This is a genomic window from Paraburkholderia sp. JHI2823 (genome assembly GCF_038900695.1).
Taxonomy (GTDB): Bacteria; Pseudomonadota; Gammaproteobacteria; order Burkholderiales; family Burkholderiaceae; genus Paraburkholderia; species Paraburkholderia mimosarum.
The window spans coordinates 65,790-90,489 of record NZ_JAYMRY010000001.1; the positions used below are offsets into that span (position 1 = coordinate 65,790).

Sequence of the window (24,700 nt, forward strand, 5' to 3'; positions counted from 1 at the left end):
CGCAACGATCTTACTTCGTGGCCGTTTCCAGAAAGCTCTGCGCGAGCTGCTTTCTCAGGTGATCGGCGGCTGGGGAAAGCCTGCGGCCCACGCGCGTGACCATCTGGCTCGAAAAGCCCGCCGCGATCGGATGATCGATCGGCACGGCCACCAGTTCGCCCAGGTCGATGCCGCGGCGCGCCGTGATCGACGACATGAACGCCACGCCGAGCCCGGCGGCCGCGAGCGTCTGCGCGGTGTTGAAGAGATCGACGCGATAGGCGGGAATCACGTTCAGGCGCGCGTCGTCGAACAGCGACTGCACGAAGTGCTGCACGCCGAACGCTTCGGTCATGAAAATGAGGCGCTCACTGGCGAGTTCGGCGGGCGGCACCTTCTGCATCTTCGCAAAACGGTGCGACGGCGCCACGAGCGCGCAAAGCGGGCGCGACGCGAACGGATGAATGCGCAAAGCGGGGTCGTCTGCGGTGCGCGTGCACAGGCCGATATCGACCATGTCGTCGCGCACGAGGGAAAGCACGACGGGCGTCGGCCCCGACCGGATCTCGACGAGAATGTCCGGATACGTCATCGAAAAACGCTGCAGGGCACGCGCGACCAGGTTGCCGATGAAACCCTCGCCCACGCCGAGCGCCACGCGCCCGCGCTTCAGATGCCGGTACTCTTCCAGCCGCGTCGCCAGATCGCGCTGACGACGCTGGCCGTCGCGATAGTGATCCACGAGCAGCTGGCCGATCTCGGTCACCACCACGTTGCGCCCACGACGTTCGATCAGCGAAAAGCGCAGCCGCCGCTCCAGCGCGGCCACCTGGCGGCTGATCACCGAGGCATTGATGCCCAGCGCCTCCGCGGCCATGCGCACGCCTCCCGCCGCGGCGATCTCGGCGAGATAGCGCAGCGGCCGCTCGCCGATGTCCTCGATCACGCCTTGCGGCGCGCCCTCATGCTCTCCCTTTCCCCGCACTGCACCGCTCCCTTTTGTTGGCTCGCCGTTGATCCTGTCAGTCAAGGCCGCCGGCGAAAAGACCGATTGTGGGCTTACCGCGTGCCGGTACACGGTAAGCCGGTTCGTTGGAATCTCCCGCGATCTTACAGGTCGGCGTCAGCGGCCGGATTACCACGCCCCGACACCCTGCGCAGCAGTTCGACTGGCGCCTGGCCGGTCGTCTGCGCCGAGATCGCGGGTGCCGCACGCGCCGCGATGATCTTCGCATGGCTGTCGCCGGGGAGCTTCGGGAGCGTTCTATCGCGCAGGATCGCATCCGGATCGCGACAGACAGCCTGCTGACTTGCGTCACGCTGGAATGCGGTGTATTTGAGGCGGCCTTTGCCGCTGGGCGGGGAATCCATCGACGCATCGGTGCATCCCCATGCTTCGCTGAGCGAGCGCACCATGCCCATTTTGCAGCGAGGTTGTTGCCTCGTAATCCGCTCCTTGACGCTCAGAAAAGCGGTGTCGTGCATCGCGACCAGCCGCTCATACGCGCGCCCCGCCGTGTCCAGATTCAGGGCGACCGCATCACGGTAAGCTTTGCGCGCATCTTCGGCGTCGTTCGCCTCCGAGGCTTCCAGCCATGCGGGACGACGATCGGCGGACGTCAGCCGCGCCGGCATAGCCGCGTCGCCCCGATTCGGGAAATCAACTTCCCGATAGTTTGGAGTGAGACGCGGTAGCCTCAGCGCGTCGCCTCGATTCACATAGGCTTCCTGATAACCCGGATCCAGTTCGATTGCAAGCTGGAGCATATCCAGCGCATCCCTGCGATAGTCGTGCAAGGCAGAGGTTCCAGCGGAGGCCCGCAGCCCGGCGTCGCTCTGCGCAGTGGCCAGCGCCAGCCAGGAACGGGCGAGCGCGTTGTAGCCGGCGGCATAGCGGGGGTTGAGCGTCACCGCCTGCTGCAGTACATCGGCGGCCTCTTCGTAGCAACCGAGATCGTTGAGCGCCACGCCCCAGCTGTAGTACGCCCATGGCTTGGCGGTAACCCAGTTGGGATCTGACTCGCTGCGCTCCACAATCTGCCGGGCGTGACGGATTGCGCCCGCCAGGTTGTGGTCGAACACATCGAGCTTGGCGAGCGCGAGATGCGCCCATGCCGCGTTCGCCACCCCATGCTTGTCATCGCTTTCTCGGGCAGCCATCCGTTCATAAAGCTCGCGCACTTTCCGAAAATCGCAGGCGAGGCCGTGTTCGATGCATCGCAACTGCTCCGTCTGCGTGAGATAGCCCGCGTAAGTCAGCGGGCTTTGGCGATTCAGGATTTCCTTTGCGGCGTTACGCATCACGTCCCTGAGAGCGTTGGTTTCCGCTGCAAGATGGCGTGCTTGTCCGCTACCGGATTCCCCCCTGGAAACCGCCACTCCGGGACTGGAGAGATCGAAGGACAGCACATCGCCGTGTGATTCGCGCAACGTGACCATCACCGAAAAGACGGCTGTCGACCCCGTCACGCTCGCGGATACCGAGGCATCTTTTTCCAGCAGGGATCGCGCATACTCGACCAGCGGACGCACCGAAGAACCCGTCCCAGGGATGGGGATATCCGGGAGTTCGAGCCCGGAAGCCACCACGTTGTCCGAAGACCTTGGCGTGACGGATCTGGCCACGCCGCGCAACTCGTCGAACGTATCGACCAATATGTGCTGCAGTTCCTCTTCCGAGTAGCCGCGTTCCTTGAATTGCTGCGACAGGTAAATCGGCTCGATGAGTGTCTCGGGTCCGCGCACGAATACTTCATAGGCGAAGAGGCACAGCCCGACCCCCGCAAGCAGAGCGATGCCCGCATTCTTGATATGGGCAAGCAAATTCATTTCGGTCTCCTGAAGCGCGCCTCGACGAACGGGGATACCGCCATCCGGTGTGGTGGATGTTTCAGTCGGCGCGACGGGGCTTTTGCATTGTCCGTGCCAGCGCCCGCAACGCCTTGCGGGACGGGCGAGACAAGCTTTAGCGCCGGCGCTCGCGCAGTCCGTCTGTCGGTCTTGCGGCGACGGTTCTTCGGAACAATGTTGGCTGCATACCATCAGAAAAGCGCTGGGTCCGTGGCGCGGCATCGCTGTCCGTGCATCGTCCGAAACGTGGCTCCAAGACGTCCGGACATCAAGGGGGCAGCGCCATCGCCGAACGTTGACCTATAGTCAACGTTTTCAGTGCATTTCAGTCATGGGTCGAGTTTTTCGACGGTGCAATACTCGGCGCTTGTCTTTTCCCTCACACCCTGTTCCAAATACAAGGAGCCCCCTTCGTGAGCCCTCGCTGCTACTGCGAAGTCGCCGACCTGGCCTACGCCCGCCCCGAACTCGACGAGATTCGCCATCACATCCACAAGCACCCCGAACTGTCATACGAGGAAGCGAACACGTCGCGTTTCGTTGCAGGCAAGCTCGAAGCCTGGGGCTACGAGGTCACGCGCAACGTAGGCGGGCATGGTGTCGTGGCGTCGCTCAAGGTGGGCACGGGCACGCGTACGGTGGGGGTGCGCGCCGATATGGACGCGCTGCCCATCCAGGAGCTGACCGGCCTCGACTACGCGAGCGTTCACGACGGCAAGATGCACGCGTGCGGCCACGACGGCCATACGACGGTCCTGCTCGGCGCGGCGCGCCAGCTCGCGAAGACGCGCAATTTCGATGGCACCGTGCACCTGATCTTCCAACCCGCCGAAGAAGCGGGCGCCGACAGCGGCGCCGAGCGCATGATCGCCGACGGCCTGTTCGAGCGCTTTCCGTGCGACGCCATTTTCGGGCTGCATAACCATCCGGGCGTGCCTGCTGGCACGTTCGGCTTTCGCGCCGGTCCGCTCATGGCCGCGTGCGACACCGTCAAGCTGCGCGTTCACGGTCGCGGCGGCCACGCGGCGCGCCCGCATCTGGCTATCGATCCGGTACTGGTGGGCAGCAGCATCGTTATGGCCTTGCAGTCGGTGGTGTCGCGCAACGTCGATCCCAATGAAGCGGCGGTCGTGACCGTCGGCGCGTTCCGCTCGGGCCACGCGCCAAACGTGATTCCCGAAGACGCCGTGCTGGAAATGAGCGTGCGTTCGTTCTCGCCCGAGGTGCGCGCCACGCTCGAAGCGCGCATTCGCGCGATCGTCGACGCGCAGGCGCGCAGCTACGGCGCGACGGTGGAGATCGACTTCATCCGCGGCTATCCGGTGCTCATCAACAGCGAAGCCGAAACCGAATTCGCCCGCCAGGTGGCCGAGGAGCTGCTCGGGCCCGAGCACGTCATCGCGCCGTTTCCACCCATTGCAGGCAGCGAGGACTTCGCGTACTACCTGCAGCAGCGCCCCGGTTGTTTCGTACGCCTTGGCAATGGCGAAGGCAAGCCGATGCTGCACAACGCACGCTACGACTTCAACGACGAAAACCTGACGATCGGCGCCGCCTTCTGGACGCGTCTCGTCGAACGCTTCCTCGACAAGGACCGCGCATGAACACCACGACCGAAACGCTTCTCAAAGCGGCCGAAGCCGCCCCGCTCGCACCCGGCGAGCAGCGCAAGATCGTCCTTGCGGCGGTGATCGGCAACCTGCTCGAATTCTTCGACTTCACCGTCTATAGCTATTTCGCGCTGACGATCGGCCATCAGTTCTTTCCGGCTGACAGCCAGGTCACGTCGCTGCTGCTCGCCTTCGCCGTCTTCGCGGTGGGCTTCGTCATGCGGCCGCTCGGCGGCATCGTGCTCGGCCGCTACGCGGACCGCGCAGGCCGCAAGCCGGCGCTCACGCTCACCATCCTGCTGATGGCGGTGGGCTCGGCGTCCATTGGGCTCGCGCCCACCTATGCGCAGATCGGTCTTGCCGCACCCGTGCTGATCGTCGTGGCCCGCCTCGTGCAGGGCTTCGCGCAAGGCGGCGAGTTCGGCGCGGCAACGGCCACGCTGCTGGAAATGGGCGGCCAGGCAAGCCGCGGCTTTCGTGCAAGCTGGCAGCTCGCGAGCCAGGGCGCGGCAGCGCTGCTCGGTTCGGGCCTGGCCGCGAGTCTCGGCTTTCTGCTTTCCGCCGAGACGATGCACAGCTGGGGCTGGCGCGTTCCGTTCCTGCTCGGCACGCTGATCGCGCCCGTCGGCATCTATCTGCGCCGGCACATTCGCGAGGAGCCGCCAGCGCAGCGCGTCGTGGCGGACCGCAACGATCCGAAGCGCGGTTTGTATGTGCGCAACTGGTTCCTCACGATCTTCGCGATCATGGGCATGTCGGTTTCGACGTACGTGATGATGTACTACATGCCGACCTACTGCATCCAATACCTGGGACTGCCACCTAAAATGTCGATCCTCGCGGGCGTGGCGTCGAGCACGATCTCGCTCGTGATGTGCCCGATTTACGGCGCGTGGTCGGACCGCATGGGCCGTCGCAAGCCGCTCACGGTGATCGGCCGCATCGCACTGATTCTGCTGCTCTATCCGGCGTTCTGGATCATGACGCATTTTCCGTCGCTGCCGGTCGTGCTCGCCGCGCTCATCGCGCTCATGCTCTGCTACACGATGGGCTCGGCGCCCGCTTACGCGCTGATGCCGGAGAACTTTCCGAAGCATCTGCGGGCGGGTTACATGTCGAGCGCCTATGCGATTTCCGTCTCGGTGTTCGGGGGCACGGCACAGCTCGTGGCCGGCTGGCTCATCCACGTGACAGGCAGCAAGATGGCGCCCGCGTGGTACATGATCGGCTGCGTGCTGATCTCGCTCATTGCCGTTTCGATGTTCGAGGAAACCGGCAACAAGGCGATTGATTGAGCACGCCCTTCAGGCCTGGCTAGGTCGTACGACGCGATCCGGTCGCAGGAAAGGCGTCGTCCGATGCTGTTCAGCCCTGCCTGCGTGCGCCGGACTGCGGGCCTGGCGCCGTCACCGACGCGGGGTTTGGCGGTACGGCCTGCTGGGGTGCGTCGCGCTTGACCGGCTGGGAGTCCGCCCCTACCAGCACCAGCTCGTTGCCGTTGACCTCGATCTTCACCGGGTCGGTTTTCTTCCACTGCTTCTTCAGGACGGTGAGCTTCCACGTCCTGTCCTGTACCGGCTCCCGAAAAAACGCGACCACACCCACGACTCGGGCATCCGGGTCCATCGGTTCGCTGAGACTCGCGCTCGCGCCCGGTCGCAGCACAACATCCTTCGTGGCCAGCAGGTCCGCCTTGAGCAGGTTCAGATCGTCAGACTGCAGTTGCGAATAATTGAGTTGTGTGAAGGTCCTGGCGTCCTTGAGCTGGTAGAAACGTACGACCGTCGAGAGCGATTGTCCCTGGACGTCCGCGTTAAGCGACGCACGACCGGAGAGATCCACGTTCATCGACTTGACCTGGGTCGTGAAGGCCCATTTCGCGGCATTCACGGTACTGTCGCCGACTGCCTGTGCAACACCGCATCCGGCTGTAGCAACAGCCGACAACATCGCAATCGCGAGAATGGCGTGACTTGACGCGCGTTTCATTTTCTTGTCCTTTTCGAGGATGCCCCCGTTCATATTGGTGTTCCTCATGCGTTTGCTTCCTCTGCTCCGCTCCAGCGACCGAGCTGTACGCGCGTGATGCCCACCGGCGCGCCACCCGAGGGCTGGACCGGCGCTTCCAGTTGCGCGGTAAAACCCAGGATTGCCTGGCGCGGCTCGAGCGTGGGCCTGGCCATCAGGTCCGCGCGCACGTGCATTTCCAGATCGGCTTCGCTTTCGTAGCCGAGATAGAACCGCAGCAGCGTCATGATCTCGCGATGGGTGGCCTGCCCCGGCACGAGCGACAGCACGGTTTCACGCGAAGCCGGCGTAATCACCACGCGGACCACGTTCGCACGGTCGTGGAAACCGCGGCCGAGCAGGCACTGTTCACCGAGCGCTGCCGCCTCAAAGTCAGTGATTTCGCGCCAGACCGGATGGAATTCCTCGACCGTGATCGAGGCGTCCGGCACGGCATGCAGCAGCACGCCTGCCAGCCCTTCGGCCGTGCGCGTTTTCTGCATCGCGAGCCCGAGCATCGAGAGCAACCGGCGCTTGTCGGTCAGTTCTGCGAGCCTCTGGCGTGCACCGGCGGATTTCCGCTCATCGCCGCTTGTGGCGGGAGAGAGGTTGGGGATCGAAACGGTGGTGCGCGTGGGTGCGCTGAACGCAAAGCCGGCAAAGCTGAGCAAATAGCGCGATACCGGGTCCGTGCCGTCCCGCCTGAAGCCGACCGGGTACCGGTATTTGCGCGCGACACGGTAGAGCTGCGTGACGATGCGGTGATGAAAGATGTCGAGAAACGCCGACAGCGGCTCCGCCCCGCCGCGGTGCTGCGCGATCTCGTCGACGAAATACGCGGGCATGCGCGCATCGACGCCATAGAGCCCAAGGAATGTGGTCACCACCGACGGCGGGCCTGTGGGATTGTCGATGTCGTATCGGACGGCATCGATCTCGCGGCCCGGAAAACCGAGTTGCGCACGCGAGCGAAACCGGACCGGGTCCGCTGCGGGCGAATCCGTCGTTCCCAGGGACGGCATATCCGGTGCGGCCAGTTCGAGCAATTCGCAGAAACGGATGAAGTTCATCCGCGTTGCCTGGGCGAATAGCGCTGGCAGCAAAGGTGCCATGTTGCCCGGCGCAGCCGCGCGCATCGTACGTGCGTTCAAAACGGCGCCCCCTCGCCCTTCGTTTCGGGCCATTCGATTCGCCGCCCCGTCGGCTGGGACACGATCACGAGCCTGGTGTAGAGGTTCAGCGTCGCATAGAGGCCAATGAAGCGGTTGAGCATGCTGCCGAAAAGTTCGAGGTCTCCATCGCCGGCAAAGCGCCCCGCATCAAGCGTGACGGTGATTTCCACGCCGCGCATCAGCCCGCCCTTCACGAGCTTGCTGAGCGGCCGGTGCCGCACGTCGGTGATGGCGTTGATGCGCCGGCTGTTGAGCTCGCCATCCGTCCAGTCGTAGAGCGCGAGCGAGCCGCGCAGGATCTCCGCGTCGAGCAGCGACAGATAGTTCGGCGCAAGATGGGAGAGCACGCGCCAATGGTACCGGTCGCCCGTGGGCGGGTAGACCGGGAGCGTGGGCGCGGTGAGGTTGCGTACCGCGCCAATGTTGGTGAAGCCCCCACGCATGCGCGTAATGCCCGCTTCGCGCAGGGCCTTGCGCGGCAGCATGCCGTTGGTGCCCGTCACCGACAGCGTCAGCGTTTCCGTGGGGAGGGTATTTGCCTGGTCCCACGCATGGCCGCCGAGCACGAGCCACGTATCGAACCGTCCGGAGGGGCCTCGCCGCATGCGGGTGTGGTAGTAGCGCTCAGGCATGTCGTGGCGCAGCATGCCGCCGCGATGCTTGAATGCAGCGAAAGGCACGTACTCGAAGCGCTGGCCGCGCTCGAAATACTCCACGCCATCGACCGAATAGATGTCGATGAGCGAACCGTGCCCGGCCCGCGCGCGCACGCGGTATTCGGTCTCGTACTGCGTGACCGTCACGGGATCGGCCCCAACCGTGAAGAGATTGATGACCGGCGTGCAATAGAGGCGGACGTTGTCCGCAGTGAAGCGCATGTCGTCCGGCCAAGGCCGCTCGAGCACGACCTCGAAGTCAACCGATGTGGCCGACGCAGGGATCGCCTGCAGATCGAGTCCGAACAGGTCGACGAACATGAACTTCTCGGGGAACGTGAAGTATTCGAGCAGCAGCTGGTAGCCGCCGAACGCGTTATCGGCCTTTGGCCAGAGGCGCTCTTCGGCTGCGAACCCGGCGGCCGCGAGGCGCAGGCCCGGCATCGCGACCGGCGCACCCGGCCTGTCTTCGGGCCAGCCGGGCACACGCACCTGCATCGCCACTGGCTTTGCCGTGAGGGCGGCATAGAGGGAGAGCGCCACGGGCCGGTCCGCATTGAGGTACAGGCGCAGGCGTGGCACCTGAAGCCGTGCGCGTTCGGTCTGCGTCTGGATGTCCAGACGCAGGCGGATGACGGAGCGTCCGTCCTCGCGCGCATAGACCCCGGCTTCGCTCAGAGCCAGCGGATACATGTCGACCGCCTGGGTGGTGCGGTACACGCACTCGGTCGCGGCGTTGCCCTCGCCTACCGGATCGGAGGTGGCCTCCAGACCTGCCTCCAGCGTCTCGTGCTTTTGCAGCGCACCCTTTTCCGGGATGAGTTCGAGAATGGCGAGCGAGGGAATCATGCGCAGGTAGTGCGGCCACAGCATGCTGACGAGCCCCTCGGTCAGCTCGGGCAGCTCGTCGTCGAGCTTGTGGCGAAGCCGCCCCATCAGGAAGGCGAAGCCTTCGAAGAGCCGCTCGATATGCGGATCGCGCTCGCCCACGCGGTCAAGGTCCAGCTCGCGCGCGCGATCGGGAAACGCCTGCGCGAACTCCTTGCCGGCCTCGCGCAGGTAGCGCATTTCCGCCTCGTAGTAGCGCAGGATCTCGTTGTCTCGGGTTGGGTCTGTCACGATCGCGACCTGTCAGTGGTTACTGGTTTCGTCCGCGTGCAGCCGGTCAGTCCGCAGCAGCGCTGGCGCGACGAAAAGCAGCTTGCGGACGCCCGAGCGCGGTGAAGCAATGTTGTCGCGTTCATTTAGGGCTGCCTCCGGGGATGGGAACGGCCGAGAGCTTCGCGGCGGCAATAGCGGCCCTGGGCAGCGGCGGCGGCCCGGCAGGCTGGGCCGTCTTCGCGCCGGGCGCTGCGCGCTCAACGAAGATGCGCGATGGCAACGTGAAGCCGCGCAGTGCCAGCAGTTCGAGCGGGCCCTTGCCGACATCGGTGCGTATCAGGTAGCGCAGCGGATGCGTCATGATCGATGGCGCCGGTGCGAGTGGCTCCTGGGCCGTCAGCGCCGCTGTGTCTGGCGCAGCGTCGGACTTTGCCGGGGCAGACTTTGGATCGGAGAGTTCCGTTTTGGCCTGCCACGTGAGCTGATACGTCGCGCTATCCACGGAGTCGACGCTTGCCCGCTCCAGCATACGCACGAGCGCCCAGCGGCCGCCAAATTCGAAGCCCCGGTTCGTGCCCGCCGTATCCGTCTGCCATTCGAGCCGAGTGCCGGCGCTGCGCGGATCGTTCGACGGCCATGTCATCGTGTGCCACGGCTGCACCTGGTTGTAGTAGTGCAATGTCTGTGCGTCGAGCGTAAGCAGCGTATCCGTGATCCCAGGTGTGGGCACGGGCTGGAGCGCAAACGTGTATTGCGGCTCGCCCTGGGCGAGCAGGTGCCCGGCGATCTGCTGCAGCGTATTGATAGCCTTCAGGAAATCGGGATCGAATGCACGTGTCATGCTGCCCGCGCCTGTACCACCCGACGTTGCCACCCACTGATCGCCCTGCAACTGCAGGGCGCCGGCAAGCTGGGTGGAGAGGAACGTATTGATGAGGCCGCCCTGGGGACGCACAAAGCGGGCGAGTTCGGGCAGCGAGGCATCGTTGGACGTGTTCGCAAACGGATAGCGGCCGGCAAATGAGCGGTTCCACGTAGCTACGATGGTCTGGCGCCAGGCATCGTTCAGGCTCGCCTGTGCGGGTCTCAGCACGGTCTGCGTGGCCTGCTCGATCGGCTGCACGAACAGCGCGCTGCCCATGCCCACCCATTGTTCGCCCAGACTCGCGGCGATGAGCTGCGCGTACGAGAGGGTATCCGAGAGCTCCGAGCCCTTGCCCTTGAAGAGCGACTGCGCGACCTGGCGCGCCTGGTCATCGGGGTCGGCGCTGTCGCTGATCTGCTGCAGCTTCAGTCGCAGTGTCGTCACGCGTTCCGCGAAGCGCTCCATGCTCAGATCGCTGCTAGCGGGGGGCGCAGCATTGCTCCTCCCAGCCTGCCCCACCAGCTTGAGCACCGTGCCGAACGAAGCGTCGAGCGGCCCGGCCGGCTCGGCCTGCGGAGCATCGTCCTTCCTGCCGAACAGATTCTGCGCTTTGCTAACCAGCGCATCGGATAGCGAGGCCTGCTGTGCGCCCGCCTCACCCTGCCAGGCGACCGACTTCATCAGCGCGATGAGCGGCGACTGCCGGGCATCGGCGATGAGCTTGAGCTGACCCACGGCGGCTGGCAGCGTGGGGGCCGTTGCGCACCGGATGCTGTTCATGAAGTCCTGCCAGTGCTCGGCATAGTCGGAGAAGTAATGCGCACGCAGGGCCGTACGCAGCGCATCAGCCGTCACGCCGCTGCCGGGCTGCGCAGCGCCGGCGTTGCCGAGCACCCAGTTTCCCTCGACGCCATTGTGTTTCGCGGCGGCGTCGATCGCGGCCTCGATGGAGCCTTCCCAAGCCTGGCGCGTGAAGACGCCCGGGACCGTTGCCGACGTCGCGAAGAGGCCGCGCGTGTCCGTGCCCGCCGTGAGTGAGGCGAGTGACTGGTCGGGATACTTGTGGCCGACCGAATCGAGGATGCCCTGATAGATGGTGTCTTCGGAGTTCCTCACGCCGATGACCGCGAGCAGCGTCTGGCGAGCGCCGCCCACGAGTTCCTCGCGCGGCTGGATGCGCCAGTCGGGATGGTCCGGCAGGTGCTGCGCCCAGAAACGCATGAGCTGCGCGGACAAGTCGAGCTTTTCGCCGGGCCGCAGGCCTGTGTCGAGGTTCCAGTGATGCACAAGCTGAGGCGTCATGAAGGCGGGATCGGCACGTTGCGGGTCGGCCATCATGAGATAGGTCTTCAGCGCCTGCTGGCCGTCCTGCGCCATCTGGCTGCTCTGGGTGTCGACCTGGGCGGTCGACATCTGCCCGAGATCGACGAGCTGGCCTTCGATGTCCTGCTGGGCCGGCGCGATGAGTAGCGGTTTTGCGGCACGCGCGTAAGGTGTCCACAATGCGTTGAGCACGGCCCGGTCGCGGTTCAGGCCGAAGCGGGCAAACAGCGGAGTATGCTCCTGCACGCGTGCCTCGTGCAGACTGATGCGTTGCTGGAGTCCGTGCAGTGCGCGCAGGCGAGCGGGGGTGTCGTTCGCGCGGGCAAGCGCCTCCAGTGACGCTTTCGTGAGCATGACTTCACGTGCGTTGTTCGTGCCCGAGATGAGCATGCCGATGCTCCATAGGCCGATGAGGGCAAGGGTGATCGCCGAAACGATCGTCACTGGATTGGAGAACGTGCGGCGGCCCGGAGTGCGGTTTGCGCTGGCGACCAGATAACGCCACAACGGCAGTCGCGCGCTATTCGAGCCACTCGACGACGCACCGCTAACAAAAAGCGGCGCAAAAAAAGCGCCTGCGACCGGCAAGGGGCGTCGCTGCCAGTCCGAAAGGCCTGCGATCCATTGTGCGAGTGGCGCCGCACGGGTATCGAGCCGCCTCGATAGGTCCGATGCATAGGCGTCTTCCCCGTTGGCGGCGAGCTGATGCACACTTCGATCGGCGAGTCGATCACGCAATTCAAGCAGTGCCGCTTCAATCGCGTCCGCACTGACGGGATGCGTAAATTCGCAGCCGGTCACCGGTGTAGCGGTCCGATGTACGGAATCCGTGCCGGCGACATCGACCACATACACGGGTGCCGACCAACGCAGGATTTCGGTGATGCGCGCCAGGTGAAGTCCCCAAGGATTCCTGTCAACCAAGTGGTCCGGCAACAAGGTCTTGTCGTCGAGCACCAGTGCAATCGCATCCAGGGGCCGGCTGCACCTCAGGCAGCTGAGCTGGCGCAGCCATGCCGCGTCGGGACGACCGTTTGTCCCCAAGCCTCTCCACAGCAGCACGGCATCATCGGTGATCAGATAGCCATACTCCACCAACTCGGGCAGCAGGCGCGTGATCGCCGCACTCTCACCCGTCACCAGCAGCCATGGCAACCGGTCCCGCCAACGCCAGCCATAACGGCTACGCATGTCGGCCCGAAAAGTCAGGAATGGCTTTTCCTCCGATTCAGGCGCCGTTGTCGTTTCATTGATCTTTGCCGAGCCGATCTCGGCCATGGCCGCCTTGCGTCGTGCGCGTCGACCCAACACGATACCGGCAATCACCACCAGCAAATAAAAAATAGCGAGACCGGCAACAACCAGCCAACGTGCAAGTGGAGACGCTAGTCCAAATTCACTTCCCTTCCACAGAACAAGGAGTGAGGCACCTACCACCGTGGCAAAGAGGGCGGCAAATTTGAGGTTCAATCGCATAGTGAAATTCTTCAGGACCGGGGTGCAATCACCGCAATAGTCAATACGTTGTCACCCGTCACGCTAACGAGCTGTTTTCGTGAGCACATGCCCGCGTAGGCTGCTGCGAGCGCGATGACAAGCCACGGTGCCACGAAGCGGGCGCTACCAATGCGCAAATCGATGTCGTGGTGCCCTTGCAAGCCAATTGCCTCTCCGACGGCCACCCCCTGCGAAACGAGCTGACCTTGCAGCGCCCGCTGAAGCGGCGCTTGCGCGCCTCCGCTGAACCAGTGGTCAAACAGTTCACCCCCCTTCGCCCGGCTCCAGAAGAGTGCCTGCAGAAGCAATTGAGACAGATCCGCCTCCCCCCCTCGCTCCGGTCGATAAAGCAGCGCCATTCCAGGCAGTCGTTTGCGCCGAACCAGTGAATCCGATGCGAGCACGAGAATCGCCCCCGCCTCGGCGACTCCGGCGTTGGGCACGACGTTCAGCAGAGGTTCGAGCCGAATCGCACAAACGACTTTTACCTCATCGGACGCGAAAGCCGGGTCGCCGTCCAGCCAGTTGTCGACGTCGATCAACTCCGGAGCAATGATGCGGACTATCGGCGCAGGGACTGGTCGAAGCCGTTGCGCCTCCCACGCGGCACGCCACAGCGCGTCCATGCAGGAAAGATCGAGCAGGGAATCGACTCTCACGTCGACCGTCAAGCGAATATTTTCCGGTAGCGCCCGAATAGTCTCCGCAATCTGCCCGACCAGGTAATTGGTCACGGATGCGAATACGTCCTCGTGACGTGCGCTGTCTACTGCGTCATCGCCAGGAAGCCAGCCCAAGCCGGATGGCGCTATCCATCGCGCCTCCACTGTCCGATCATCACCGGCAAACCGGCTGCGCGGTTCAAGCCGCAATTCCTTGTTGGCCACTGCCACCGGCGTGTTTTCGTGCTCGAGAGCGGAAAAGATAAAGCCCGATGCGAGGACGTGCAACGGAACACCGCCCTCTCTCTGAACCGCACGGATATAGTCGGCCCGGTCTTCATTGAACTCTTCGGCACGATGACGCCTCGATTGAAGGACTCCCAAGTACGCAAGGAAAGGAATTAGCCAGAACAAGAAGGGAATTCCCACGACCCAGAACCAGAACCATGTTGTGTGAGTCGGCGCGGCGCTACCCCACAGTCGCAACATGCCGAATGCGCCGCCACCCACAACGACTACGAACAGCGCCGCCCACCGTTTCCAGGCAGGTTCGAACGGGGGTATTGCTTTCTCCGGAGCCAGGCGGCGCAGGTCGTAGGCCATCAAGCGCTGCCCGTCTTGCCGCTCGATGAAAGGAGGATTGCGCCACAGCGCGTACGATGGCCGTGGAAAGCGAGCGGCAATTCTCCGTCTTTCATTCGCTCGTCACCCTCGGCGATCTCATTATCTCCACAACGAGGGCACGAAACCCTGTCTGTCTTGCGGGCTGCTCCGCGACCGTCCAGAGAAACGCGCGACGAGCCGGTCTGCACCACGCCGCCGTGGCTGGTGGCATCGCCGACATAGATGAGGTCAGGCATTTTCGTATCCTTTCAGATGGATGATTTGGACGCAGTGTTTAGTCGCACTGAAAAACTTTATATCATTCGCATATCTTACTGTTTGCCCTGTGTCACTGAAACCCCGTAGGATTGGTTCTCGAATCCCGTACAAAGGGGTCGCCCGCCTCGATGCGGCTGGCCGCCGCCACGTCCGCCGGCCACAGGGGCACTTTGGACACCGCACGCCAGACCAGACGGCCGATGAAAAACAGCACATGAAGCGGAAACATCAGCCATTTGATGACCGGGTTCCAGGCGTCATTCGATACCAGCACCACCCAGCCCTGATAAGCCGTTTCCTTCCTGTCCGCAATCGGCAGGCAGTACCGGAATCCTTCCGCGTTCAGCACCGCCTGCGGGTCATCCTCCATGTAGCGGCGCATGAATTCCCAGTGGCGCAGGCAGTCCCCCTTCTTCGGCGAGGAGTATCCAAAGAAGAACTGCTCCTGAACCGTTTTCTCATCCTTCATTACCAGCCCACAGATGCCCAGTGTGCGCATGCCGGCCACGTTCTTCACCACGTAGAGCGTGAAATACGTCGAGTCCCATGGCGTCTCGAGCACCGTGCCATCGCCACGGAACACATAGACCATGCGATTCCGCCGGTTCAGGCGGATCGGATAGTGCGTGTAGCCGAACCATTCCCCAATCCAGCGATTTAAAGCAACCATGCCCCAAACAAGCAGGGAGCAAATCAATATTGCATATGCCAGAGACGCAAACATTGGGACATCCTGGTTATGATCCCAAGCTGGAGCGAAATAAGCGCGGGCCGTCTGATACAAGAAGACAATAATCGAGACTGCACCAACACCTGCTGCGAACGCCCCAACCACACTCATCACGCCGCGATTGGAGTAATACCCATCAACAACCTCCAGGTAGGTCGAATTCATGCGAATTGCCAAGGCCGACGCATGCGGCTGACCTGCCGGTTGATTGACCGGTAAATGCCAGGCCCGATCCTGTTCGGTAAGGGGGCGCTCCTTTCTGATTGACTTCAGTGCGCGCGGTTTCATCGTCTTTACGCCCCCGCCATCACGTTGTTAAAGTCGGTCTGTTCCACATTCGCATCGGCATAGCGTGCCGTTTCGTTTAACGCCCCCCCAGTAGGATCGCGCCAGCCACTGCGCGATCTTGTTGTCTTTGACCGCATCGAGCCAGAGTGCAATGGCCGTCAGTAGTACGGCAAGAACGAATCCGATTCGGGTCAAGGCTAAGGAGACTGTCACGCCGGGAACACCAGGGAATTCATTCGCACAATTTACTGTTTTCCGCTGTGTCACTGAAACCCCGGAGGATTGGTGCTCGAATCACGTACAAAGGGGTCCCCCGCCTCGATGCGGCAGGCCGCCACCACGTCCGCCGGCCACAGGGGTGTCCTGGACACCGCACGCCAGACCAGACGGCCGATGAAAAACAGCACATGAAGCGGAAACATCAGCCATTTGATGACCGGGTTCCAGGCGTCGTTCGATACCAGTACCACCCAGCCCTGATAAGCCGTCTCCTTCCTGTCGGCAATCGGCAGGCAGTACCGGAATCCTTCCGCGTTCAGCACCGCCTGCGGGCCATCTTCCATGTAGCGGCGCATGAATTCCCAGTGGCGCAGGCAGTCTTCCTTCTTCGGCGAGGAGTATCCAAAGAAGAACTGCTCCTGAACCGTTTGCGCATCCTTCATTACCAGCCCACAGATGCCCAGCGTGCGCATGCCGGCCACGTTCTTCACCACGTAGAGCGTGAAATACGTCGAGTCCCATGGCGTCTCGAGTACCGTGCCATCGCCGCGGAACACATAGACCATCCGGTTCCGCCGGTTCAGGCGGATCGGATAGTGCGTATAGCCGAACCACTCGCCTGACCAGCGGTAGAAGGCTAAAAAAATGAAGACGAACAGCGCAATGATGACTGTCACGACCACCATAGTTACGAGCAGTGGTACTTCATCATGACGATCCCAGTCCGGGTTCAGATAGTTATAAAAAACGGTGATATATAGAGACGCTAACCATGCCGCACATACGGCGGTTAGGAAAAACACTCCGAATATGCTCAGTATTCCGCGATCGCCGTAATACCCATCCACCATCTCAAGATAGGTCGAGTTCATGCGAATCGCCAACGCGGAGGCATCCGGTTGACCTGCTGGTTGATTGACCGGCAGATGCCTGGCCCGATCTTCCGCCGTAAGCGGGCGCTCTTGCCTGATCGATTTCAGTGCGCGTGGTTTCATCGTGTTTATGCCCCCGCCATGACGTTGTCAAAGTCGGTCTGTTCCACATTCGCATCACCATAGCGCGCCGTTGCGTTCAACGTCCCCCAGTAGGATCGCGACAGCCACCCCGCGATCTTGTCGCCTTTGACCGCATCGAGCCAGAGTGCAATGGCCGTCAGTAGTACGGCAAGAACGAATCCGATTCGGGTCAAGGCTAAGGAGACTGTCACGCCGGGAACACCAGGGAATTCATTCGCACAATTTACTGTTTTCCGCTGTGTCACTGAAACCCCGGAGGATTGGTGCTCGAATCACGTACAAAGGGGTCCCCCGCCTCGATGCGGCAGGCCGCCACCACGTCCGCCGGCCACAGGGGTGTCCTGGACACCGCACGCCAGACCAGACGGCCGATGAAAAACAGCACATGAAGCGGAAACATCAGCCATTTGATGACCGGGTTCCAGGCGTCGTTCGATACCAGTACCACCCAGCCCTGATAAGCCGTCTCCTTCCTGTCGGCAATCGGCAGGCAGTACCGGAATCCTTCCGCGTTCAGCACCGCCTGCGGGCCATCTTCCATGTAGCGGCGCATGAATTCCCAGTGGCGCAGGCAGTCTTCCTTCTTCGGCGAGGAGTATCCAAAGAAGAACTGCTCCTGAACCGTTTGCGCATCCTTCATTACCAGCCCACAGATGCCCAGCGTGCGCATGCCGGCCACGTTCTTCACCACGTAGAGCGTGAAATACGTCGAGTCCCATGGCGTCTCGAGTACCGTGCCATCGCCGCGGAACACATAGACCATCCGGTTCCGCCGGTTCAGGCGGATCGGATAGTGCGTGTAGCCGAACCATTCCCCAATCCAGCGATTGAAAGCAATGGAGACCCAGATAAGCATGGAGAACAGCAAGTTGACATATAGCAGAGACGCAAACATTGGAACATCCTGGCGATGATCCCAATCCGAAGCGAAATAATTGCCGGCCGTCCGATACAAAAAGACGATAATCGAAACTGCACCGACACCTGCGGCGAACGCCCCAACCACACTCATCACGCCGCGATTGGAGTAATACCCATCAACAACCTCCAGGTAGGTCGAATTCATGCGAATCGCCAACGCGGAGGCATGCGGCTGACCTGCCGGCTGATTGACTGACAAATGCCAGGCCCGATCCTCCGCGGTAAGCGGACGCTCCTGTCTGATTGACTTTAGTGCGCGCGGTTTCATCGTCTTTACGCCCCCGCCATCACGTTGTTAAAGTCGGTCTGTTCCACATTCGCATCGGCATAGCGTGCCGTTTCGTTTAACGCCCCCCAGTAGGATCGCTCCAGCCACTGCGCGATCTTGTCGCCTTTGACCGCAGCGATCCAGAGTGCAATGGCCGCCAGTAGTACCGCAAGAACAAATCCGAGCATGGTCAAGGTTATGGAGATCGTCGTGCCGAGGACGCCGATCGATCCGATCACGGTAGCCCCTCCTTCTGATGCCAGCGCTGCCCATATGCTTACGATTGCTGCGATAACCCCAGCTGTGCCTGAAGACGCTTGAAGACTGAGAAGTTTCCACTGGGATTCGCGGTAGCTCTGTTCAGCATCCACAATATCCATCACCGCATACACCCCCGCAATCACCCCGGTCAGCACGCCCACCACGCGTAGCGCTATGGTCGCACGCGCCACCAGCTTCTCAGCCGACAACCGTTCAACCATCCCCACTGCATAAACGTTCCGCCAGTTGCCATACGCCTTGACGACGTTGCCAGCCCCCGTCGCCAGTGCGCCTACGTACAGCGCGCCCCCGGTCGTCACGCGCACGTCCTGCGTCCATGCTTTCTGCGACGGCAACGCCGATGCCTCGTCACTGATGCATTGCTGCCAGCTCGCGTATTTCGCAATCGCGTCCACAACAGTCAGTACACCTTCGGACACGGAGCCATAAAGCTCCCGCCGTTGCGCCACCCTCAGCGTGCCGTACTCGTGCAGGTTCATGGGCGTCCTGACATGCTCCGTCAGCCACCGGATCTTCTGCGTCGGATCCTTGATCGCGTCCAGTTCCCGGTTCATTTCCGGCGTGATGAAGACGGCCATTTTCGACCTTGTCTTATTCCCCAGCTGCGTCTCGAACGAACCGATATTGCCAGCCGGAAAGCTGGCCCTCACCTGACGCTCGGCATAGGTCGTCAGCTGCCGGATCAAGTCGTTCGAAAGCGGCTTGCCGCTTTGCCTGCCCGCCTCCACCAGGTTTGCCACGAAGATCTTCGCCAGACTTCGGGTCGTCTGCCCGACGTTGCCGTTGACTTCGATGACTCCCACCGGCGACCTGAGCGAAACGCCGACGATCACCATCCACTGCATCAGCTTTTTTTCCGCCGCGTTGCCGTTGAACTCGCGCAGCACGGTCGCCAGCGCCGAAGTCGTATAAACGAGCACCGTCGCGGCCCAGTCGGGAAGCAGCTTCGGGTTGGTATCCTGCTTCGCCTGCGCAGCAACCGACTGGCTGTTCTTCCATGCAGCCTCTGTCTTCTCCATCCGGCTCTTGACTGGGTTGTTAGACCATGCCACTCCGGGGTGATCGTTCACCGCCTTCATGTAATCCGCGAGGGCGTCCTCATATTCCGCTCTCGCCTTCGCCTCGGCCTTCTGTGACGCAGCCGCATTGGCCGGCGCAGTCGGGTCCGGCTTGAGCAGCGCCTTCAGATGGGTGGCGTACTGGTCCATCAGCGCCTGCCAGGGAACGCCCTCGGGAACCAGCGGGGCAGCAGCAACCAGCTGGATCAACCCGTCCTGTCTCAACAGCAAGGCGCGCAGCAGCAGGTTGCACTTGTCCGTGACATCGCCGCGAAGCCACGTTTCACAGACTTTCCGGCATCCTTCGATCTGCTGCGTGGCGCCGATGCAACGATGGAGCGTCCCGGCATAGACGTCACCGGAGAACGGGTCTGCGCCGTCGTGCGTACTTTCGAGCACGTTGGCGAGGCGGTTGCTCTGCAGCCACGCGGCATGCGCCTGGGCCAGGGGCGTGATGTGCTGCGACTGCAGCGTGTCGGAGGCTTCCCTGAACGCCGTTTGCCACTGCGTATAGGGCCCACGTGGCTGGTTGATGACCGTGCGCCCCAGATACCCGGTCCAGGACGTCGTCTGCGCCGTCTCAATAGTTTTCGGCGTGGGGTTTCTCAGCAACGCGTCGTACTTCTGCTGGCTGGCGAGTTCCTCCGCCGTCGGCTTCGCAGGGAACGATCCCGGCAAGACCGGGCGCCCGGGCATCGAAGACGTCGCGGCGCGTTCCGCCGCCTTCTCCCGTTCCATCTCCGCCAGCTGCTCGCGCGCGACCTCGTAACTCAGCTTCATGTAGTCGGCCAACGCCTCGCGGTCAGCGAAAACCTGAAGCTTGACCTTCTCGTCGTTGGAGCATTTCAGCGCCTTGAGCGAGCCCTCCAGGGCAACCAGGTTCCGGTAGGTCGTCGCATAGCCATACCCGTTTCCGAATCTGTTTTTTGGCACCGGCGTATCCAGCAGCCGATCCTGGTGCCACTGGATGAGCGCGGCAAGATCTCTCGCGATGCCGGAAGGATCGTCCAGTGCGACGATCGCCGCCTGCATGCCGGGACTGCGGCGCTCGCAGGCGGCAAGCATGGCGCCCGCATCGAACGATGCCAGGGCTTTCCCGCCGTCGCTCCTGTGATAGGCATGCATATGCGAAAACGGCGCAGTGTCCGGTATGAACGGCTTCGATGCTGCCTTGACCGCACTGGACACCGGTGCGTATTCCGCAACGGTGTCTGCAAGCACCGTGAGGGGAACGGCATGCGGCGTGCCGCCACGCTTGCCCGAGGCAGGTTGACCCGGCGTGGTCTTGTGCGCCTTCGCCCACGCCCCCGCATCGAACGCTCGCATATGCAGTTCACGCTGAGCCTTTCCGGCACTACCCCGATGCGCGCGGATCACGGCCGCCGTCCATTGCACGTCGGAAAAACCCAGCCAGACGATACCGGCGTGCCCGGCATCCTCAATCGCGATGCAGCCCGCCAGCTCCTTGTGACCGTCAAAATCGCATGGCGTCGCGGATTGGGCGCCCGGGTGAATCGGTAGCTCGGGCGGGAATTGCATGAAGCTGCCGTCCGCGGTGATCCAGTATGCAGACAGGCGATCGCGCAGCTCGTCGTAGACGTAGAGATAGCCGCTGCGCATGATGCGGGCCGTGTACTGTGCACTGCCCCGCAATGCGAGGTCCTGCTTCTTTCCCTTTCCGACGCTTTGCGCAGTGTCTTCCACCTTCAGTGGCGCGGAAACCGGTGGCAGGTGCATATCCTGCGGCGCTACGGCGTAGCGCACCGGCATGATCAACAGGCCCTGCTTGTCGCAAAAGGGGCAACTCGGTTCATTCATTGAGGAAGACATCGATTGAGCGCTCAGAAAGTCGAGGGGGGCTGATGCGGATGACGGCCGTTTCCGTCGAGAGCGGGCTGCTGCCGCTCCAGCATCTCGTAGTCGTCGTCCGTCAGTAGACGGGCGGCTTCAGCCCAGCCGCCCGACGCCTCGCGCGCTTCGCGCGATCGCCAGTACGCCGTGAGCCCGGGATGATTCGCGAAGGCCTCACCGTATCGGATAACGTGCTCGGCGTAGGGCAGCAGATCGTCGGCCCGATGCCAGTGAAGACGGCGCCGTGCGGTCTCCAGTGCGGACTCGATGCGTCTGGCGATGGAGACCCGCTGTGCCCAGACAAGATCGTTGGGCAAGCCCAGGCGTCCCAGCACCAGATTGATCTGCGCAATGCTTTGGGCCCTCTCCCAGACGCTGATCTCGACAGGCGTGGGACTGGTCGGCGAGATATCGCTTGCGGCATGCTCCGGCCGCCATGGCCATGTCCTTTCGACGGTGTACCAGTGCCCGAACCACGGAAACGACCAGCATGACACCGGCCCGAGCAGCGTGTGATGATCGCCTGCATCGAGCATCCAGCAGAGGTTCGCGAAGACGCGGGGATCGAAAATGCGCCAGAGGGCAGCGACACCTGACCGATACCCTCTCCTGTCGACGGGCAGCACGAGTATCTGCCGCGCGATGTGCGCGGCGACGTCAGCCAGCGAAGTCGATGCCGTGAGATGCCCGCAGATCGCCTGACGCGCCAGAGGAAAGTGCTCGCGCTGACCCTGCTCTGCAACAAGTTTCGATGTCAGCCATTCACGATGTACCGGCTCGCATCGTTCGAGATCGATCACCATTGGCAGGCCAGTGAGGTCGGATCCCCAATTGACGGGCGTGCATGTCGACGCGGCAAGCGCAGTCAACGGTGCATCGCTCTCCAGGGCACCGGGATCCACGAGCAGGAATCCGCGTTGCAATGACGGGCACGGTAGAAGTTCCGGTTCGGCGCCGCGCACGGCGGGCGCAAGAGTACGGTCGTCTTTCATGCCAGCGCTACACTGTTTTCGCCAGCGGTCGCTGCGGCGGCGTTGGAAGCATGGCATGCCTGAAAACCGGGCAATTTCCCCTTGATGCTGTCGGGACCGTCCCATTTGAAATTCGCCATCCTGATGGCGACTTGCGCCGGCGAGCCGATTGTCACGTGGCCGTTCTCGAGCTTGATGTAGGCCCCGCCTCCTTCGCTCAGCGTGAGCGACTTTCCGGCTTGCATGACCACATGGCCCTGGCTGCTCGTGATTGTCATGTTTTGCTGTGATGTCAGTTCGAGTTCGTCGTTTTGCGCCTCCATCTGGATTTTTCCCCGATTGGCGACGAACTTCATGCCCATATGGTGCGCGAAGAGACTGATCATCTCGCCCGCAAAGACCCTGAATCTGCGCAGCACGCCGAAGTCCGCGCTATCTCCGGCAGTCAGCATCAGGTTTGCTCCCGCGCTTTGGTGAATGGAATCGGGTGTAACAAGAGCGATTGAGGAGCTGGCCGACAACAGCATGACGGCCTCCTGCAAGTCCCTGATCTGTTTCTGCTGGACTTCTACAATTGCTTTCAGATCGGCGGCTTCGACCTGCGCAAGTTTCGCTGCCTGGGCAAGACCTTCCATACGCCTGTAGGCATCGTCGAGGTGTTGCAGCGCGTTGTCCATGTCGAGCTGCTTTCCCGACGCGCGTGGCTGGTCGTAAGTCGTTACCAGCAAGCCCTTTCCCGAGCGAATCGCTCCATACCCCGACGTCCGAAGCTCAAATCCCTCGCCCCGGTATTCAAGTTTCTGATTCACCAGATACCCGAGGTTCAGCTGCGACTTGCCGGAATGCTCCGTACTGAGCTTGATACCTTCCTGGCCCTCCCAGTCCTCCATGCGCAGCTTGTTGTTCTTCTGCGTGCGGATCACGTTGCGCGAGAGCCAGCGGCGATCGTTGGTCACCAGATCGCGGGCCTGGCTATGGTGATGGAAGCCGCTGATTTCCGGTTTGTCGGGGTCCCCATCTCTAAATGTGATCGTGGCCTCGTCGTTATCCAGTGCGACAAAGTGCATGCCGGTCTGCAGCTTGCCCGCGAAGGGTTTTGCGAGGCGCAGCGGCACACTCTCACCGCCCTTGGGCCAGTCCGCAAAATCCACGTCGAAACGCACGACGTAATAGCCGACGGAATTCAGGTAGCCGTAGGTGTACTTGTCCGGGCTGCAAATTCGCGCCGAAAGTGTGCCGGCGATCCTGGGCCACGTTTCCGGCCTCAGTTCCAGACGGAAACGCCGGTCGGCAGGAATGGCCTTGTAGCTGTTCGAATAAGCTTTATCGCGCGCGCCGCTGTGCGTGATCTCGATGATCACCTGGCCCTTCGGCGCTTCGGGCAACACCACATCCGTTTCGAGCACCCGCGCGCACTGCAGCCCGAGCACGTTACTTTCGCCTTCGTGCACCACCTGCCTTGCGATCGCGGCTTCGTGGCGCAGTTGCGCCTCCCACTTCGCACCCTTCTGATCAAGGTGATTTGTGCCGTAAATGTACGGCCTGCCGTACGTCGTTGGATCGTCTGGCGCGACGTTTGCCTCATCCCGGAAACGCTCCCAGGCGCTGTCCGGGTTGTAGTCCGCGACCATGACCGACTTCGGCACCGTTTGCATGTGCGTCCTGACGTAGGTGACGGCTTCTATGCCTCCCGCTTCGAGGCCCGCCGCTTCACGGTACGGCACAATGAGTCGCGGGTCGTAGAGGTAGTGGTCGATGTCGTCGCAAAACACGACCTGAGCGCCGTGCTCGGTCTCGACGATATAGAAGTAGATACCCGACTTCTGCATGAGCATCTGCAGATAAGCCAGATCATCGATCCTGTACTGGAAGCGAAAGAGGTGCTTGGGGTACTGCTTGCGCAGGCGGAAAACGAACTGGTGCTCACGCAGGTCATGCCGTCTCAGAATCGACGCCATGATCTCCGGCGTCGTCTGATGCTGGTAGATCTGCGTATTGGTGACCGCGCCAAGCCGTCCAACGTGCGATTTCAGAACAATCTCATATTTCCTGAAATCCTTCGTGGTCTGTACGATGGAAAAGCGCTCGATATATCCCGAAAACATCTTCGGCGCACCGTAGTCCGGCACGATCCTGAAGACCGCATCGCGGCTCAGATAATCGGCACGCTCAAGCTGGCCCGGATGGGTCACCACGATACGCACGATGTTGGGTTCGCCCATCTTCTCGGATGCGTCGAATGACACGACCGAGAGTTGCGCTGCACTGTCGGCGCCAGGCACATCCAGGAAATACGCCTGCCTTCCTGGTATCGCCCCCAAATTCGATACTAACTTCCCCGCTGCGTCAAACAGGCTTGCCATTCTCATCCATTCCTCACCTGATCAGTTTTGCTACAAAACCGCCATGCATAAATGATGACTTCGCGAGCGATGGGGATTTTGGGTGGTCGGTAAAGTACGCGCGTTTAGTCTGCTAGTGAAGCGCCAATC

At 62.2% G+C, this 24,700-nt stretch carries 16 protein-coding genes; 2 read left to right on the forward strand and 14 right to left on the reverse strand.

Annotated features, from left to right (window positions below):
- Window positions 1-10 precede the first annotated feature (10 nt).
- A complete protein-coding gene (locus VSR34_RS00270) occupies window positions 11-964 on the reverse strand; it encodes a LysR family transcriptional regulator (protein ID WP_238327979.1) in 954 nt (317 codons plus the stop codon).
- A 125-nt stretch (window positions 965-1,089) separates the two neighbouring features.
- A complete protein-coding gene (locus VSR34_RS00275) occupies window positions 1,090-2,808 on the reverse strand; it encodes a tetratricopeptide repeat protein (protein WP_342961569.1) in 1,719 nt (572 codons plus the stop codon).
- A 434-nt stretch (window positions 2,809-3,242) separates the two neighbouring features.
- On the opposite strand from VSR34_RS00275, the gene VSR34_RS00280 reads away from it, so the two are divergent.
- Window positions 3,243-4,433 carry a M20 aminoacylase family protein gene (locus VSR34_RS00280; RefSeq protein ID WP_342961570.1) on the forward strand — a complete coding sequence of 397 codons (1,191 nt, stop codon included), beginning with the start codon at window positions 3,243-3,245 and terminating at the stop codon, window positions 4,431-4,433.
- The gene (locus VSR34_RS00285; protein ID WP_342961571.1) at window positions 4,430-5,734 is read left to right on the forward strand and encodes an MFS transporter; all 1,305 of its coding nucleotides are present in this window, start codon (window positions 4,430-4,432) and stop codon (window positions 5,732-5,734) included. Before VSR34_RS00280 ends, VSR34_RS00285 begins: the two co-directional genes overlap by 4 nt.
- Before the next feature lie 70 nt (window positions 5,735-5,804).
- On the opposite strand, the gene tssJ is transcribed toward VSR34_RS00285, so the two are convergent.
- The 12 genes from tssJ to vgrG form a co-directional block, all read right to left on the reverse strand.
- Entirely contained in the window at window positions 5,805-6,428 is a 624-nt protein-coding gene (gene tssJ / locus VSR34_RS00290; protein ID WP_342961771.1) for a type VI secretion system lipoprotein TssJ, read from the reverse strand.
- A 44-nt stretch (window positions 6,429-6,472) separates the two neighbouring features.
- On the reverse strand, window positions 6,473-7,516 hold the full coding sequence (gene tssG, locus VSR34_RS00295; RefSeq protein WP_342961572.1) for a type VI secretion system baseplate subunit TssG: 1,044 nt from the start codon (window positions 7,514-7,516) through the stop codon (window positions 6,473-6,475).
- A gap of 77 nt (window positions 7,517-7,593) precedes the next feature.
- The gene (gene tssF, locus VSR34_RS00300; protein ID WP_342961573.1) at window positions 7,594-9,393 is read right to left on the reverse strand and encodes a type VI secretion system baseplate subunit TssF; all 1,800 of its coding nucleotides are present in this window, start codon (window positions 9,391-9,393) and stop codon (window positions 7,594-7,596) included.
- 121 nt (window positions 9,394-9,514) lie between these two features.
- A complete protein-coding gene (locus VSR34_RS00305; RefSeq protein ID WP_342961574.1) occupies window positions 9,515-12,841 on the reverse strand; it encodes an ImcF-related family protein in 3,327 nt (1,108 codons plus the stop codon).
- A 209-nt stretch (window positions 12,842-13,050) separates the two neighbouring features.
- On the reverse strand, window positions 13,051-14,325 hold the full coding sequence (locus VSR34_RS00310) for a hypothetical protein (protein ID WP_342961575.1): 1,275 nt from the start codon (window positions 14,323-14,325) through the stop codon (window positions 13,051-13,053).
- Window positions 14,325-14,582 (reverse strand): PAAR domain-containing protein, encoded by a 258-nt coding sequence (locus tag VSR34_RS00315; protein ID WP_342961576.1) that lies wholly within the window; start codon window positions 14,580-14,582, stop codon window positions 14,325-14,327. The genes VSR34_RS00310 and VSR34_RS00315 overlap by 1 nt, the downstream gene beginning before the upstream one ends.
- Window positions 14,583-14,674: 92 nt before the next feature.
- Window positions 14,675-15,622 carry a DUF6708 domain-containing protein gene (locus tag VSR34_RS00320; RefSeq protein ID WP_342961577.1) on the reverse strand — a complete coding sequence of 316 codons (948 nt, stop codon included), beginning with the start codon at window positions 15,620-15,622 and terminating at the stop codon, window positions 14,675-14,677.
- Window positions 15,623-15,885: 263 nt separating this feature from the next.
- Entirely contained in the window at window positions 15,886-16,836 is a 951-nt protein-coding gene (locus VSR34_RS00325; RefSeq protein ID WP_342961578.1) for a DUF6708 domain-containing protein, read from the reverse strand.
- A gap of 262 nt (window positions 16,837-17,098) precedes the next feature.
- Window positions 17,099-17,923 carry a DUF6708 domain-containing protein gene (locus VSR34_RS00330; protein WP_342961579.1) on the reverse strand — a complete coding sequence of 275 codons (825 nt, stop codon included), beginning with the start codon at window positions 17,921-17,923 and terminating at the stop codon, window positions 17,099-17,101.
- A 128-nt stretch (window positions 17,924-18,051) separates the two neighbouring features.
- Window positions 18,052-21,204: a T6SS effector BTH_I2691 family protein gene (locus VSR34_RS00335; protein ID WP_342961580.1), complete on the reverse strand. Its 3,153-nt coding sequence runs from the start codon at window positions 21,202-21,204 to the stop codon at window positions 18,052-18,054.
- Window positions 21,205-21,227: 23 nt separating this feature from the next.
- Window positions 21,228-22,199, reverse strand: coding sequence for a hypothetical protein (locus VSR34_RS00340; RefSeq protein WP_342961581.1), 972 nt, complete (start codon window positions 22,197-22,199; stop codon window positions 21,228-21,230).
- Window positions 22,200-22,225: 26 nt separating this feature from the next.
- Window positions 22,226-24,571 (reverse strand): type VI secretion system tip protein VgrG, encoded by a 2,346-nt coding sequence (gene vgrG, locus VSR34_RS00345; RefSeq protein WP_342961582.1) that lies wholly within the window; start codon window positions 24,569-24,571, stop codon window positions 22,226-22,228.
- Window positions 24,572-24,700: the final 129 nt, after the last annotated feature.